Here is a 14856-nt window from a genome sequence, read left to right on the forward strand (position 1 = left end):
TTAAGAGGCTAAGTTGAGACTTGAGAGCTGAGGAATACCTGCGCAGAGGGCAGACCAGCGTGGCAACACTTGCATTGCATTAGCCCATACCGCCGAAGTAAATTCAGCGTCACTTACACCCCTAACTAAGGCGAGTTCTTTTGCAATCCGCGGCAGAAAGGCGGGCTCATTAAAAGCAGTGCCCTCCCCCCTAAGCCATGCCGGCGGGATGTCGGGAGAATCTGTTTCAGTCACAATACTGTCAAGCGGCAACTCTTTTAAAAGTCTGCGGATTTGTAAAGCGCGCTCATACGTCGCGGCTCCTCCAAATCCCAATTTAAATCCGAGTTCAATAAATTGCTCGGCCTGCTGAAAGCTGCCATTAAAAGCATGCGCTATTCCGCCAGGGATATTGCGGCGACGTAAAGCCTTCAGAATCGTATCCTGAGAGCGACGCACATGCAGAATTACGGGCAATTGATATTTCTGAGCCAAATCCAATTGCGCATTGAAAAAGAACTCCTGCTTATGAGGGTCTAAATCCTCTACAAAATAATCCAAACCAATTTCACCGACACCCACAAAGCGAGGATCAGATAGGGATTCGACAATTCTTTTCTCAAGTGTTTCAATGTCGCCCTCTTGGGCTTGATTGGTATAGAGCGGGTGTATTCCTAGGGTATAAACCAAACCCGGGATTTGTTGACTATATTGATGGGCTAACTCTCTAACATGAGCACAGTCTGCCACCTTCACAGCGGGCAATAGTATTGCTTTAACGTTTTTTTCAGTGGCCGCCTGAATAATTGTCGGCAATGAAATCGCAAACTCAAGAGCGTCTAAATGGCAATGGGTATCGATCCACATGGGATGTCCACTCACACTGAGAATGGCTTTAATACTCCACGCTCTAAATGCAAGATCCGATCACAACGCTTGGCGCGCACCGGGTCATGCGTCACAATCACAAAGGCTGTGCCTTGATCTCGAGCGATGTTCAACATCAAATCAAATACGCCGTCTGCAGTCTCGGTATCGAGATTGCCTGTTGGCTCATCCGCCAGAACGCAAGCGGGATTACCAACCAAGGCACGAGCTACTGCCACACGTTGACGTTCTCCTCCAGATAATTCACCTGGAGTGTGGAGTTCACGTGCAGCCAAGCCAACCGCTTTAAGCATCTTGCTAGCGCGATCCATTGACTCATCATTACTAAGGCCACGAATACGCAAAGGCAAAGCCACATTCTCTGCAGCACTGAATTCATCTAAGAGATGATGGAATTGATAAATAAACCCAAGACTATGGTTACGCAGCTGATCTAACCTCTTCACTGATAAGTTATTTAAGTTAGAACCAGCCAACATGACGGAGCCAGCGCTTGGAGTATCTAAACCACCCAATAAGTGAAGCAAGGTGCTCTTGCCAGAACCTGAAGAACCGACAATAGCCACCTTCTCCGATGTAGAAATATCCAAATCAATCGCTTTTAATACCTCTACCGCAGTGGGTCCTTGACCATAGGTCTTGGCTAAGCCTCTGGCCTTTAGCACTAAGTTATTCACATCACTCATAGCTGAATTATTCATAACGCAGGGCCTCCGCAGGTTGGACCTTGGCAGCACGACGACTTGGGTAAAGCGTCGCTAATACAGAAAGACCAAATGCCATTAATCCCACTGTCAGCACATCACTTGCCCGAACATCAGAAGGTAATTCGCTAATGAAATACACCTCACGCGGCAAGAACTGCACATGGAAAATGGCCTCAATGACCGGCACGATGACATCAATATTCAGCGCAATCAACAGACCTAATGCAACACCAACCAAAGAGCCTAAAAGACCAATCGCCAATCCCTGAATTAAGAATATTCTTTGAATAAGTCCAGGGCTTGCACCCATAGTTCTCAGAATGGCAATGTCAGCTTGCTTCTCGTTCACCGTCATGACTAAGGTGGACACCAAATTAAATGCGGCTACGGCAATAATTAAAGTCAGAATGATGAACATCATCTTTCTTTCAGTCTGAACTGCTGCAAACCAATTCCGGTTAGATCTTGACCAATCAGTGACCCAAAGCGCCTGAGGAACAATCGCTGCTAACTCATTAGCGACTTCTGGGGCCCGCTGCATATCATCCACCTTGACGCGCAGACCAGATGGATCATGTAGGCGTAACAAGGCGGCAGCATCCTTCCAATGCATGATGGCTAGAGAGCTGTCGTATTCATAATGACCGCTATCAACAATGCCGACTACCTGCAAAGTACGCATCCGCGGCATAGCACCTGCTGGAGTTAAATCACTTTCAGGAACAATTAAATTAATACGATCGCCGACATGTGCGCCAACAATTGCTGCAAGTTGTGCGCCCAGAGCAACACCAAAACTACCGGGCTTTAGATCATCAATATTGCCGGTAACAAATTGTTTTGGTAAATCCGAAACCTTACCTTCTTCGCTAGGCAAGATGCCACGAATAGCAACGCCACGTATCACTCCTTCGCGAGTCAATAAGCCTTGCGAACTCACCATGGGTGCCACACCAATAACGTGTGGTTGAGCTGAAACCTTCAGCGCCAGTGGCTCCCAATTTGCCAAACCATCGGGAGCGGTAATCTCCACATGAGATAGCACCGACAACATGCGATCACGCACTTCCTTTTGGAAACCATTCATCACCGAAAGAACCACAATCAGCGCGGCAACCCCTAAAGCGATACCGGCTGTAGAAATCCCGGAGATAAAGGATAGGAAGCCATCACGCTTCCCCACGGTCTTACGACGCTTGGATCGGGTGTAGCGTAGGCCAATTTCTAGCTCAATAGGAAGTCTCAACATAGCCACAGTTTAGTGAATCGCGCGGACAAACTGATGGAATACTTAAATGCCACCTAAAATCAGGGGAATGACTGCGAATTTCACCTCCCCCAAAGCCCCGCTACGCCGCTTCACCCTGATGCTTTCAGGGGAAGATGCCTTGGATGAGCTCGAAAGTAGAGATAGCCCCCACAAGGGACTACCTCATGAGCGGTTTTTGCTCGGAGAATTACTTCCTATTGCACCGGTCTTACTGCTCGGTCAATCCAATCAACCAGTCAACCCAAACGAAGTCATTGCCTGCTTACAGCCCGTTCATCTGCATGCCACCCGAGATCACCTCATTTTGATGGGTCAAAACCAGATTGATCTGACCCCCGAAGAGTCAGCTAAGCTTCTACAAGCAGCGCTACCTTTTATTGAAGAAGATTTTCAGGGTTCTGTACTTTTCCATAACCAGCATTATTGGTTTGTTCCTGCTGGCCCATTTTCCAGCTTAGAAAGTTATAGCGTGGATCAGGCTCATGGCCGAAATATTGACTGGTGGATGCCGCGTGATACTCAAGAAGAAGGCATCGCGAAACGTTGGCGCAAACTTCAAAATGAAATCCAAATGCTTTGGCATATTGGCCCCGTTAATGAAGAGCGCGGACAACGTGGCATGCCCAGCATCAACTCAATCTGGATTAGCGGCATCGGTAAGCTCAATGATGTTCAAGCGCCTGCATTATTAAAACAATCGCAGCGTCTCATCGGCTCACACCCCATTCTGGCTGGCCTATCAAAGCTATTAACCCTTCCGCATGAAATCGATTTAGATGATAAAAATTTACTTGGTGCCTTCGCCTGGCTAGATCAACCACAAGCAGCATGGCCTCAGTTAAGTGCAGCACTACATAGCAAACAACTAGATGAGGTTGTCATCATTGATTTTCCGAAAGGTAAAGTTCGTGAACGTACTTTCACCGCTACAGATCTCAATAAAAAATCTTGGGCCTTCTGGAAAAAAGCAGAGCCACTGACTTGGAAAGAAATTAGTCAGCTATGAGTTACGCATGAGTTTCATATGAGCTTATTTTCACAACGCCCCTTCTCAGAGCGCACTGCCACCTGGTTAGCGCAGAGTGGCTTACACCCACTACTGGCTCGACTCTATGCTGCTCGAGGCCTGCAATCTCCAGAAGAACTCTCGCTCGATTTAAAGCAACTGATTTCACCAGTTGAACTAAAGAATTGCATCAGCACCGCCTCTTTACTCGCCGATATCCTTGAGAAAAAAGAGCCTATGCTGATCGTCGCAGACTATGACTGTGATGGCGCAACCGCTTGTGCTGTTGGCCTGCGGGGCCTACGCATGCTCGGCGGACCTGACACCCCAATTCAGTTTCTGGTTCCGAACCGCTTTGCGATGGGGTATGGCCTCACGCCTGAGGTTGTTGAGTTAGCAGCACAGCAAACGCCTAAACCGAAATACCTGATCACTGTCGATAACGGCATTGCTAGTGAGGCTGGCGTTGATCGTGCTCGTGAATTAGGTATGGAAGTGATTGTGACCGACCATCATCTACCTGGAGATAACTTACCGAAGGCGCTGGCAATCGTTAATCCCAACCAACCAGGTTGCAGCTTTCCAAGCAAAGCTCTTGCTGGTGTTGGCGTGATGTTTTATATGCTGGTGGCATTACGCGCTGAACTTCGCAAGCGCGGAAAATTCACCAATGAAACTCAACCTAAAGTAGAAAACCTCCTCGACCTTGTTGCCTTAGGAACAGTTGCTGACGTAGCACAACTCGATCGCAACAATCGAGTATTAGTTTCTAATGGCTTGAAGCGTATCCGCGCTGGGATATCCCAGCCAGGCGTTCAGGCGCTATTTCAGGCGGCAACACGAGATCCACGTAAAGCGAATACCTTTGACCTAGGCTTTGCCATCGGCCCCAGACTCAATGCTGCTGGGCGTCTAGCGGATATGACTTTAGGCATCCGCTTGCTCCTCACTGACAATATAGATGAGGCTCTTAATCTTGCGCATGAACTCGATCGCATTAATCGCGAACGCCGCGTGATTGAAACGGGGATGCAAGAAACTGCCCTCTCTCATCTTGCAGAAGATCAACTTGATGGCACTATGACTGAGCGCTCTAGCATTTGTTTATGGAATCCCGAATGGCATCAGGGAGTTGTTGGCATTGTGGCTTCACGACTGAAGGAGCGTTTTAATCGCCCAGCGATTGTGTTTGCTCCTGCCGATGGCAGCACCGGTGAAGAATTACGTGGCTCCGGTCGTTCACTGACAGGCTTTCACTTGAGAGATGCCTTAGATCTTGTTTCTAAAAAAGAGTCCGGACTGATTTTGAAGTTTGGCGGTCATGCGATGGCAGCAGGCTTGACGATTCGAAAAAGTGATTTTGAAAAGTTTGATGCGTGCTTTCAGGAGGTAGCAAGTAGCCTATTAACGGATGAGTTACTAGAGCGTCGCCATGCCCACGATGGCACGTTGGAGCTCTCTGAATTTACCCCTGAGATTGGTGATCTACTTGCTGAAGAGATCTGGGGTCAGGGCTTCCCTCAGCCCGTTTTCTATGGGGAATTCGAGATTACCCAGCAAAGCCTCATGAAAGAAAAGCATTTACGACTGATGGTTCGCCCTATTAGCGGCTCTGAACTCAAGCCGACTGGCAAACCACTCACCGCTGTTTGGTTTAACCGCACTCAAAGCCTGCCCGCTAAAGCCAAATTAGCCTATCGCCTTGTCACTGATCGGTATCAGGGTCAAGCCCGAGTACAGATCATGATTGAAGCCTATGATGAGGCGACCAGCACCTAAGGGTCGAAGGCAATAACCCCCTTATAATCAAGGGATGGAAGCTGAACAACTAAATACTATTTCGAATACCTTGTCCGATCTGCTCACCCGTGAGCAAGCTCTTCGGGGGTATCTTTGACTTCGAAGTAAAGTCACGTCGTCTTACCGAAGTTAACTCCATTCTGGAAGATCCCACCATTTGGGATGATCAAAAGAAAGCGCAAGCACTGGGCAAAGAAAAGAAATTGCTTGATGGCGTAGTGGCGACTCTTACCGATCTCAATACCAATATTACTAGCGCGCTTGAACTGTTTGATATGGCCAAAGAGGAAAGCGATTTTGAAACAATCGGCGCTATTGAGAAAGATGTTGAGAGCTATAGCAAGACTATCGGTGATCTAGAGTTCCGCCGCATGTTCCACAACGAGATGGATTCATGTAATTGCTTTATCGATATTCAAGCTGGAGCTGGTGGTACTGAAGCCTGTGATTGGGCTAGCATGCTCTATCGTCAATACCTCAAGTATTGCGAGCGTAAGGGTTACAAAACAGAAATTCTCGAAGAGTCTGATGGTGATGTTGCAGGCATTAAGAGTGCGACGATTAAAGTCGATGGTGAATACGCATACGGACATCTTCGCTCTGAAACTGGCGTGCATCGTTTGGTGCGCAAATCCCCCTTTGACTCCTCTAACGGTCGTCATACTTCGTTTGCCTCTATCTACGTGTATCCAGAGATTGATGACTCGATTGAGATCGACGTTAACCCTGCCGATATCCGCACTGACACCTACCGCGCCTCTGGTGCGGGTGGTCAGCACATTAATAAAACAGACTCAGCCGTCCGCTTAACCCACATACCAACGGGAATTGTGGTGCAGTGTCAGAACGACCGTAGTCAGCATCGCAATCGCGCTGAAGCGATGAGCATGCTGAAGTCTCGCCTCTACGAACATGAGATGCAAAAGCGCCGTGCCGAACAAGATAAGTTAGAAGCCAGCAAGACCGATGTGGGTTGGGGACATCAAATCCGCTCCTACGTCCTTGACCAAAGCCGCATTAAAGACTTACGCACTAACGTCGAAATCTCCAACACTCAAAAAGTATTAGATGGCGATCTCGATGCCTTTATTGAAGCCAGCCTAAAACAAGGCGTGTAATAACTAACACCCATTACTGCACCACTATAGATATGAACGATAAAACCCATTTAGATACTGCCCCAGCTACTGAAGTAGTTGATGAAAATCACATCATTGCGGAGCGTCGTGAAAAACTGGCCAAGCTACGTGCTGGTGGTGTTGCATTTCCGAATGACTTTGTTCCTACTCATTTAGCGGCTGATTTACATGCTCATTACGACAGTCTGACTAAAGAAGAATTAGCCGCCAAGAAAGTTCATGTCAAAGTAGCCGGACGCATGGTTCTCAAACGCGTGATGGGTAAAGCCAGCTTTGCCACCATTCAAGATCGCAGTGGACAGATTCAGTTCTACATCAATGATGAGCTCAGCGGTGCCGACATTCATGGTGCTTTCAAGCATTGGGATATGGGAGACTTTATCTCTGCTGAAGGCAATCTCTTTAAGACCAATAAAGGTGAATTGTCTGTTGAGTGCAGCAACTTACGCTTACTCAGTAAATCACTGCGTCCGCTGCCTGATAAGTTTCACGGCCTCTCAGACCTAGAGACTAAATACCGCCAGCGCTATGTAGACCTCATTGTGAACCCAGAAAGTCGCAATACATTTAAAGCACGTAGTAATGCAATCGCATCTTTACGTCGCCATATGTTAGATGCCGACTTCATGGAAGTAGAGACACCAATGCTCCACCCTATCCCTGGTGGTGCAGCAGCGAAGCCCTTCATTACTCACCACAATGCACTCGACATGCAAATGTTCTTGCGTATTGCTCCAGAGCTTTACCTCAAGCGTTTGGTAGTCGGAGGCTTTGAGCGTGTCTTTGAAATCAACCGCAACTTCCGTAACGAAGGCGTAAGCCCACGTCATAACCCTGAATTCACCATGATGGAATTCTATGCGGCATATACAGACTATCGCTGGTTAATGGACTTCACAGAAGGCTTAATTCGTGCAGCAGCAATAGATGCCCAAGGCACTGCTGTACTAACTCACCAAGGTCGCGAACTTGATCTGAGCAAACCATTCCAACGCCTAACTATTACTGAGGCCATCCTCAAATACTGTGGCCAGTCAGGCAAAGACTATGATGCATCTCAGTTGGATGACATCAACTTCATTCGCGCTGAATTGAAAAAAGGTGGTGAGAACCCAGACGCCCCAACCCTCAAGAATGCAGGTATCGGCGCACTTCAACTTGCTTTATTTGAATTAGTTGCTGAGGAACATCTTTGGGAGCCAACTTACATCATTGATTACCCAATTGAAGTCAGCCCACTCGCCAGAGAATCCGATACCCGCCCAGGCATCACTGAACGCTTCGAACTCTTTATTACCGGCCGTGAAATTGCCAATGGCTTCTCTGAGTTAAATGATGCTGAAGATCAAGCGAACCGCTTCCGTAAGCAAGTAGAACAAAAAGAAGCTGGTGATGAAGAAGCCATGTACTTTGACCATGACTTCATCCGCGCCCTCGAGTACGGCATGCCTCCAACTGGTGGTTGTGGTATTGGCATCGATCGTTTAGTTATGCTACTGACGGATGCACCTAATATTCGCGATGTGATTCTATTTCCGCACTTGCGGCGCGAAGAAGAATAAATTCTTCAGCAAAGAAAAAGAGAGGCAACTACCTCTCTTTTTTTAACTTCTTTTTTACTGCCATACAAGCAATCACTTAATTGCCATAGACCTCAACGCCGCCTTTAATGGTTTTAAGGACTTGTATATTCTTAATATCATCTGGCGCAACCTTTAAGGGGTTTTGATCAAGAATTACTAAATCAGCCAGCTTTCCTGGTGCTAGCGATCCCTTGCTGAGCTCCTCCTTATATTGATAGGCTGCATTGCGAGTAAAGCCCTGTAGAGCCAAATACGGAGTAATCCGCTGTTCAGGCCCCAACACTGCACCAGAGAATGTCTTACGGTTCACGGCACTCCAAACCGAAAAGAGCACATTCGGGCCGGATGAAGGAGTGTCATTATGTAGAGCAAGTGTTATACCTTTTGCATTAGCGCTATTCGCAGGGCTTAAATTAGCCGCTCTTTCACCACCTAAGACCTTGTTATAAACATCACCATATAACCAGGTATCGTTTGGCATCATTACCGCCATAATATTTTTCTTCTTGTAATCATCTAACTGATCATCGCGCGCAAAGAAAGAGTGGGCAATCACGGTACGACGATCTTCTGTGATGCCAGTCTCCGCAATCGTTTTACTTAAAGCAGCTAGAGTCATATCAATGCCAGCATCACCATTGCTATATCCAAAGTATTGAATATTTTTCTCGTAAGCCATCTTGGTGTACTTATCAAACAAGGCTTGTGGGTAGTAGGCAAAGCCACGCCAATCTTTTGGAAAGCCTGTGGTATCGAGATAGGGCTTGGTAAAGTAGGCCAAACGCAGTTGCGGTGCTCCATCCGTTGGCACCTGAATTCCGGCAACTTTAAATCCTCCATCTCCGTGGCTATAAACGCCAAACTGGGTATTAGGATTAGAAGCCAACATTTGATCGACGATATCGAAAGTTGGTAAAGCAATTAAATCGATGGCTACAATTTTTCTATCGATAGCTAATCGCATATTACGCATATCCGCAATGCTGGCTTCATAACTTTGTGCTGTTGTAAAACCATTGGAGACGTAGATCTTCTCGGCTTTGCGGTAAGTTTCAAATGTCAGATCTTGCGAATACTTCCCGACCGCCTTAGCAACCGCCTCTAAATAAGGCATGCCAATCAATTCACCTGTGAGTTGACCAGTTTTGGGGTCTACCGGAATAAACCCAGAAACAGCTTTTGTAGCTTTTGTGATCCCCAACTTCTTGAGGCCGGCAGAATTGACCATACCGGTCAACGTAGAAATATTCTCAAGTAATACCGGTTGATTTGGGTAGGCCGCATCTAGATCTGAAATTGTCAATCCACCATCAGACAACATTGCTTCAGCGTAACCAGTGCCAATAACCCAGCCATTAAACACTTTGGCCTCTGAACGCAGCCTGTTAATCAACTGGGCTCTAGTTTGCGGAGGATTTCTAGAGAAGTAGGCAAGATTGACACCGAGCGTATCTTGGGCGATTAATGCAAAGTGGCCCCATGTATCAATAAAGCCAGGCAATAGGGTGTGCCCTTTTAAATCTTGAAGAGCGGCATTGGTTCCAGCCTGAGTCAAGGCTTCGCGCATGTCGCCGGTGTAGGCAATCTTGTTGTCTTTGACAACCAGTGCTTCAACATACTTAGGGGTATCACCCTCCATCGTGAGAATGTCCCCGTTGAAGTACACGGTGGGCGCAGTAACATTAGCGGCCGAAGCCAATGAAAATGTAGCTAAAAAGAGGGCAAGAAATTTATAAGTATTTTTCATAATCTCTTTATAAACCATTTAGGCTAAAGAGCCTACCGAGCATTCCGCTTGGAGAGCAATTATGCAGCCAAGCCTTTTTCGTCAAACACCCCTTCGAATAAGGCAGAGCTTAAATAACGCTCAGCGGTATCGGGCAGAACAACCACGATGGTTTTTCCTTCGTATTCAGGCCTCTTGGCCAAACGAACCGCAACTGCAGCTGCGGCACCACAAGAGATGCCTACCAAGATACCCTCCTCTTTGGCGATGCGACGGGCAAATTCAATGGCTTCCTCGTTGCTGACTTGCTCAACTTTATCGACCACTGATAAATCCAGGTTGTCCGGAATAAAGCCTGCGCCAATACCCTGAATCTTATGAGGGGCTGGTTTAATTTCTTCACCATTCAATTTTTGCGTGATGACTGGACTTGAAGTTGGCTCAACAGCGACTACCTCAATATTCTTTTTCTTGGTGTTCTTGATGTAACGAGAGACACCCGTAATTGTTCCGCCAGTACCAACGCCCGCTACAAATACATCGATCTTGCCATCAGTGTCTTTCCAGATTTCTGGACCAGTGGTCTTTTCATGAATCGCCGGATTGGATGGATTACTAAATTGTTGCAGTAAGACATATTTAGAGTCAGATGCCGCAATTTCTTTCGCCTTAGCAACGGCGCCATTCATACCCTTAGGGCCTTCGGTCAAAACAATCTTTGCACCCAAAGCAGTGAGCAATTTACGACGCTCAATACTCATGGTCTCCGGCATGGTTAGTGTTAGTGGGATGCCCCGAGCTGCTGCTACGAAAGCCAAAGCAATGCCAGTATTGCCACTAGTTGGCTCAACCAATTCTTTTCCTGGCCCCAAGATGCCTTGTTCTTGCGCATCATTAATCATGGCCACACCGATACGACACTTCACTGAATAGGCTGGATTGCGACCTTCAATCTTGGCAAGTACAGTTGCTTTAGCGCCATCGGTTACGGGATTTAAGCGTACCAAAGGAGTCTTGCCAATGGTTTGGGAGTTGTCGGTAAAGTAAGTCATCGGGATTCCTTAATGCAATGAGATTGATGGAGATCTTATGGGTTAAAGTAGTTTTTGTAAAAGAAGGGATGGTTATTTGCTAAGAACCAAATCTTCTTTAGGCTAAGGCTTTCTAAAAAAAGCAATCAACAATACTAGTAAGAGTGCTGCAAACCAAAGCAATGACCACTCCGGAACATGCAATCCCAAAATGGCAGGCAACTGAGCCGAACAAAGTCCATCGGCTTTAAATAACCAAGGCAGAGCTTGGGCCAACTGAAATTGATTTATCCACGTCTCAAGAGGATCAATTCCACAAGATGAATCTGGATGAGATAACAACCAGACCTGCTTGCCCGCAATGATCACTCCAAAACAAGCAGATGTGAGCGCCAAGGAGTGGAAGATTTTTTTCAGAGGAGGAATTCCGGCCGCCAAAAAACAGCTGATAGCGATTCCAAGATAGCCAATTCTCTGCAAGATACATAAAGGGCATGGCAAAAAAGGAGTGTTCTGATAGCCAAATTGCTGCAGCAAGGCGGCTAGGACCACCAAACTCAGGCTAAACAATGAAATAAATAGATATTGGGTGCGACGCATCCCTAGATGATAGCGAGATCGCCTTCCAAAAGACCCAAACTAAGGCTTTTATAACTAAAAGTGGGTACCTTATAAGAAGTTAATTGGTAGCTGAGTCATGGATGCCCCCAAGATTGAGGATAATTAAGGATTAGATAACCTCAATAAGATTACGTATTTATGGCAGCCTATAACACCGAAACCGTTCTGACCGTTCACCATTGGAATGACACCCTTTTTAGCTTCACCACCACTCGCAATAAAGGTCTGCGCTTTCGTAGTGGTCACTTTTTGATGATTGGTCTTGAGGTTGAAGGCAAGCCACTTGTGAGGGCCTATAGTGTTGCTAGCCCTAACTACCAAGAGCATCTCGAATTTTTAAGCATTAAAGTCCAGGATGGCCCACTAACATCGCGCTTACAAAAAATTCAGGTGGGGGATCCCATCCTCGTTAGCGAAAAATCGGTTGGCACTTTAGTGATTGATGATTTAAATCCTGGAAAACATCTTTACCTTTTCAGCACGGGCACTGGTCTTGCACCATTCATGAGCATTATTCGTGATCCAGAGACTTACGAAAAGTTTGAAAAGGTAGTTCTGATTCATGGCGTTCGCCTAGTCAGCGAGCTGGCTTATGGGGACTATATTAAGAATGAGCTGACTCAAGATGAGTATCTGGGAGAGTTGATTAGAGAAAAGCTCATCTACTACCCTACCGTAACCAGAGAAGCCTTTAAGCATACCGGACGCTTAACGACCGCTATCGAATCTGGTCAGTTATTCAAAGACATCGGCCTACCGCCATTGGATCCTGCAGTTGATAGAGCTATGATTTGCGGAAGCCCTTCCATGCTCAAGGAAACCGCTGAGATGCTGGATGCCAAAGGCTTTAAGGTATCTCCAAGCCTAGGCCAACTCGGCGACTATGTATTCGAACGCGCCTTTGTAGAAAAGTAAGCCTCGAATCAATATAGCTAAAAGTAGTTTAGTTATCGCTATATATTCCTTGCGAATATATAGCGGCCTTGATACAGTGTTTCTAACGAGATCAGTTTCAAGGAATTAAGATGTCACCTACCAGAGAACATTACAACCCGGCCATTATCAGCCTGTTGCGTGCACACGATCAGTTACCCCATGACAATATTGCTGAAAGAAAAAGTTTTCAGCGCCAAATTCTCTTTTTAATGAATGCCATCAAAACTGCAGAATTTGAAACTTCATTCTCTTAAGTAGTCATTTCTAAGACATAAAAAAACCGCCTAAATGGCGGTTTTTTTATTGACCTGAAAAGCACCTAACATCAGGGCGACTTATTTTGGCTTCACTTATTAATCTTCTATTTGAAAATACACTTCAGCGTTTGCTTGTTTGCTAGCCTGGCTAATCACAACTTGATCAGCAACCTTAGATGAGGTGAAAGTTTTTTCCGTAGTCTGCAAAACGGATTTAACAACTGCATCTTGTTTATTTTCAACTGTGCAACCCATGTCGAACTCCCATATCTAATCTATGCCGGCGTATTTGCCTAATGAGCTTACAGAATAGGGTGTTTTTTTATATCTGAGAAGAATATATATTTCATTTGCTTATATCTATTTAAATATAAGTAGAAAGAGCAAATTAAAGCCTGCATTAGCAATGAGAAGCCATAAACAGAGCCTCTTTAAGGCATTGTCTGAAACAGCATGAACCCCCAAAACCCACTGAGCCAGCCTTAGACCAAGCCAATATGCTGGAATAGCGAATACAAGATAGGTAATCCAGCCTAATCCACCACCCATGAAGCTTGCAGCAACGATCGCAAATATAGAGATCCCAGAAACGAAATGGGATAACAAAGACCGCGTTCTATCGAATGCTTGATTGGTTGAGTTGAGATACAAAGCTGCTGGAGGCCCACCAATTCCACAGGCTCCCAACAACAAGCCTGACAAGCCGCCTGCCAGTCCGTCCAAAGCATTAGAGCTAGTTACTCGTACATGGGGCTTAAATAATAAGTAAGCAGCAAAAAACAAAACAACCAAACTTGTCGCTGTCTTCAGCGTTACCAATGGAATAAATCTTCCCAACCAAATACCTATGGGTAAAGACGCTGCAGAAAAAACCAACATCAGCCAAAGTCGAGGGCGATCTGTTTGATGGAGCTTCCATTGCCGGGAAAGTAATACGCCTCCAAACACTTCAGAGCACATCACAATTGGAATCAAAAAGGGGATTGGGAACACCCACATTAGAAGAGGCGTCATGATGAGCGCCCCTCCAAAACCACTTAACCTTCTGATGAATCCGCCAAAAACTGCTGCGACTAGCAATAAGCCGATCGAGGGCAAGCTTTCAAGAATCAAACGGCCTCACTGACATCATGTTCGCCAGCAATGAGGTCACGAATCTGACGACGGATTTCTAAATAAGCAGGAGTATCTTCAACCATTCTTCGCGGCTCAGGGACGCGAATAATCTCCTTCACTCTGCCAGGACGACGCGTCATCACAACAATGACATCGGAAAGATTGATGGCTTCCTCAATGCTATGGGTTACCAATACGACTGTTTTGCTTTCTTCATTCAGAATTCGAATCATTTCAGCCTGCATCATCGCGCGATTTTGCGCATCTAAGGCTGCAAAAGGCTCATCCATTAAGAGCACCGTCGGATCCACAACTAGCGCTCTTGCAATCGATACACGTTGACGCATACCGCCAGAAAGTTGATGTGGGTAATGGTTGATAAATTGACTTAAGCCAACTAGCGCAGCAAAGCGAGTAACGATTTGTTTAATTTCTGCAGCATTAATGCCTTTAATTTTTAAACCGAAAGCAATATTGTCAAATACAGTCAACCAAGGAAAGAGTGCGTAATCCTGAAATACCATGGAGCGATCTGCGCCAGGACCCTTGACCACCTTACCAGCACACTCGATATGGCCAGCCGTTGGAACCTCAAAGCCAGCAATCAAATTGAGCAAAGTAGTCTTGCCGCAGCCGCTGTGCCCTAAGATTGAGCAAAACTCATTCTTGCGAACCTCTAATGAAATATCGTCAATAGCCAATACCTCTTGGCCCTTGGCGTGCATTGACGGATAAATTTTTCGTACGTGTTCTACTTTAAGTGCTGGCATTAGATTATCTATTTACATGTTTAATGA

The 14856-nt window shown here is 46.2% G+C and carries 15 protein-coding genes; 6 read left to right on the top strand and 9 right to left on the bottom strand.

Annotated features, from left to right (window positions below):
* From ICN37_RS10505 to ICN37_RS10515, 3 genes are read right to left on the bottom strand one after another with little or no spacing between them, the layout of a single operon-like run.
* Complete coding sequence (locus ICN37_RS10505; protein WP_216157729.1) at positions 1-846, bottom strand: TatD family hydrolase; 846 nt, start codon at positions 844-846, stop codon at positions 1-3.
* An 11-nt stretch (positions 847-857) separates the two neighbouring features.
* Positions 858-1568 (bottom strand): ABC transporter ATP-binding protein, encoded by a 711-nt coding sequence (locus tag ICN37_RS10510; RefSeq protein ID WP_255538515.1) that lies wholly within the window; start codon positions 1566-1568, stop codon positions 858-860.
* Positions 1561-2823: a lipoprotein-releasing ABC transporter permease subunit gene (locus ICN37_RS10515; RefSeq protein ID WP_216157353.1), complete on the bottom strand. Its 1263-nt coding sequence runs from the start codon at positions 2821-2823 to the stop codon at positions 1561-1563. Before ICN37_RS10515 ends, ICN37_RS10510 begins: the two co-directional genes overlap by 8 nt.
* A gap of 67 nt (positions 2824-2890) precedes the next feature.
* Between ICN37_RS10515 and ICN37_RS10520 the strand changes: the two genes are divergently transcribed.
* The 4 genes from ICN37_RS10520 to lysS all read left to right on the top strand — a co-directional run bounded on the left by ICN37_RS10520 (position 2891) and on the right by lysS (position 8351).
* Entirely contained in the window at positions 2891-3850 is a 960-nt protein-coding gene (locus ICN37_RS10520) for a hypothetical protein (protein WP_255538516.1), read from the top strand.
* 18 nt (positions 3851-3868) lie between these two features.
* Positions 3869-5629 carry a single-stranded-DNA-specific exonuclease RecJ gene (recJ, locus tag ICN37_RS10525; RefSeq protein WP_216157359.1) on the top strand — a complete coding sequence of 587 codons (1761 nt, stop codon included), beginning with the start codon at positions 3869-3871 and terminating at the stop codon, positions 5627-5629.
* Positions 5630-5663: 34 nt separating this feature from the next.
* Positions 5664-6768 (top strand): peptide chain release factor 2 gene (prfB, locus tag ICN37_RS10530; RefSeq protein ID WP_215321673.1). Its coding sequence is split into 2 segments (ribosomal slippage): positions 5664-5735 and positions 5737-6768, totalling 1104 coding nucleotides; the frame shifts between segments, so codons are not numbered across the junction.
* Between the two features lie 32 nt (positions 6769-6800).
* Positions 6801-8351: a lysine--tRNA ligase gene (gene lysS / locus ICN37_RS10535; protein ID WP_216157362.1), complete on the top strand. Its 1551-nt coding sequence runs from the start codon at positions 6801-6803 to the stop codon at positions 8349-8351.
* 76 nt (positions 8352-8427) lie between these two features.
* Here lysS and ICN37_RS10540 read toward each other — a convergent pair whose 3' ends face one another.
* From ICN37_RS10540 to ICN37_RS10550, 3 genes are all read right to left on the bottom strand, one after another.
* On the bottom strand, positions 8428-10119 hold the full coding sequence (locus ICN37_RS10540) for an amidohydrolase (protein ID WP_216157365.1): 1692 nt from the start codon (positions 10117-10119) through the stop codon (positions 8428-8430).
* 59 nt (positions 10120-10178) lie between these two features.
* Entirely contained in the window at positions 10179-11150 is a 972-nt protein-coding gene (gene cysK / locus ICN37_RS10545) for a cysteine synthase A (RefSeq protein ID WP_216157368.1), read from the bottom strand.
* A 102-nt stretch (positions 11151-11252) separates the two neighbouring features.
* Entirely contained in the window at positions 11253-11729 is a 477-nt protein-coding gene (locus ICN37_RS10550) for a disulfide bond formation protein B (protein ID WP_112313830.1), read from the bottom strand.
* A 159-nt stretch (positions 11730-11888) separates the two neighbouring features.
* On the opposite strand from ICN37_RS10550, the gene ICN37_RS10555 reads away from it, so the two are divergent.
* A complete protein-coding gene (locus ICN37_RS10555) occupies positions 11889-12665 on the top strand; it encodes a ferredoxin--NADP reductase (protein WP_216157371.1) in 777 nt (258 codons plus the stop codon).
* Positions 12666-12775: 110 nt separating this feature from the next.
* Entirely contained in the window at positions 12776-12940 is a 165-nt protein-coding gene (locus tag ICN37_RS10560; RefSeq protein ID WP_192874953.1) for a hypothetical protein, read from the top strand.
* A gap of 99 nt (positions 12941-13039) precedes the next feature.
* On the opposite strand, the gene ICN37_RS10565 is transcribed toward ICN37_RS10560, so the two are convergent.
* From ICN37_RS10565 to ICN37_RS10575, 3 genes are all read right to left on the bottom strand, one after another.
* Complete coding sequence (locus ICN37_RS10565; protein WP_216157385.1) at positions 13040-13198, bottom strand: hypothetical protein; 159 nt, start codon at positions 13196-13198, stop codon at positions 13040-13042.
* Between the two features lie 105 nt (positions 13199-13303).
* The gene (locus tag ICN37_RS10570) at positions 13304-14056 is read right to left on the bottom strand and encodes a sulfite exporter TauE/SafE family protein (protein WP_216157389.1); all 753 of its coding nucleotides are present in this window, start codon (positions 14054-14056) and stop codon (positions 13304-13306) included.
* Complete coding sequence (locus ICN37_RS10575; RefSeq protein ID WP_215291633.1) at positions 14053-14829, bottom strand: ABC transporter ATP-binding protein; 777 nt, start codon at positions 14827-14829, stop codon at positions 14053-14055. Before ICN37_RS10575 ends, ICN37_RS10570 begins: the two co-directional genes overlap by 4 nt.
* Positions 14830-14856: the final 27 nt, after the last annotated feature.

Origin of the sequence: Polynucleobacter sp. P1-05-14 (assembly GCF_018881675.1) — a bacterium.
GTDB lineage: Bacteria > Pseudomonadota > Gammaproteobacteria > Burkholderiales > Burkholderiaceae > Polynucleobacter.

Bases quoted from the DNA above. Each gene is read 5' to 3' on its own strand.
- ICN37_RS10505 (WP_216157729.1), bottom strand. From the start codon at position 846: ATGTGGATCGATACCCATTGCCATTTAGACGCTCTTGAGTTTGCGATT.
- ICN37_RS10510 (WP_255538515.1), bottom strand. From the start codon at position 1,568: ATGAATAATTCAGCTATGAGTGATGTGAATAACTTAGTGCTAAAGGCC.
- ICN37_RS10515 (WP_216157353.1), bottom strand. From the start codon at position 2,823: ATGTTGAGACTTCCTATTGAGCTAGAAATTGGCCTACGCTACACCCGA.
- ICN37_RS10520 (WP_255538516.1), top strand. From the start codon at position 2,891: ATGACTGCGAATTTCACCTCCCCCAAAGCCCCGCTACGCCGCTTCACC.
- recJ (WP_216157359.1), top strand. From the start codon at position 3,869: ATGAGCTTATTTTCACAACGCCCCTTCTCAGAGCGCACTGCCACCTGG.
- lysS (WP_216157362.1), top strand. From the start codon at position 6,801: ATGAACGATAAAACCCATTTAGATACTGCCCCAGCTACTGAAGTAGTT.
- ICN37_RS10540 (WP_216157365.1), bottom strand. From the start codon at position 10,119: ATGAAAAATACTTATAAATTTCTTGCCCTCTTTTTAGCTACATTTTCA.
- cysK (WP_216157368.1), bottom strand. From the start codon at position 11,150: ATGACTTACTTTACCGACAACTCCCAAACCATTGGCAAGACTCCTTTG.
- ICN37_RS10550 (WP_112313830.1), bottom strand. From the start codon at position 11,729: ATGCGTCGCACCCAATATCTATTTATTTCATTGTTTAGCCTGAGTTTG.
- ICN37_RS10555 (WP_216157371.1), top strand. From the start codon at position 11,889: ATGGCAGCCTATAACACCGAAACCGTTCTGACCGTTCACCATTGGAAT.
- ICN37_RS10560 (WP_192874953.1), top strand. From the start codon at position 12,776: ATGTCACCTACCAGAGAACATTACAACCCGGCCATTATCAGCCTGTTG.
- ICN37_RS10565 (WP_216157385.1), bottom strand. From the start codon at position 13,198: ATGGGTTGCACAGTTGAAAATAAACAAGATGCAGTTGTTAAATCCGTT.
- ICN37_RS10575 (WP_215291633.1), bottom strand. From the start codon at position 14,829: ATGCCAGCACTTAAAGTAGAACACGTACGAAAAATTTATCCGTCAATG.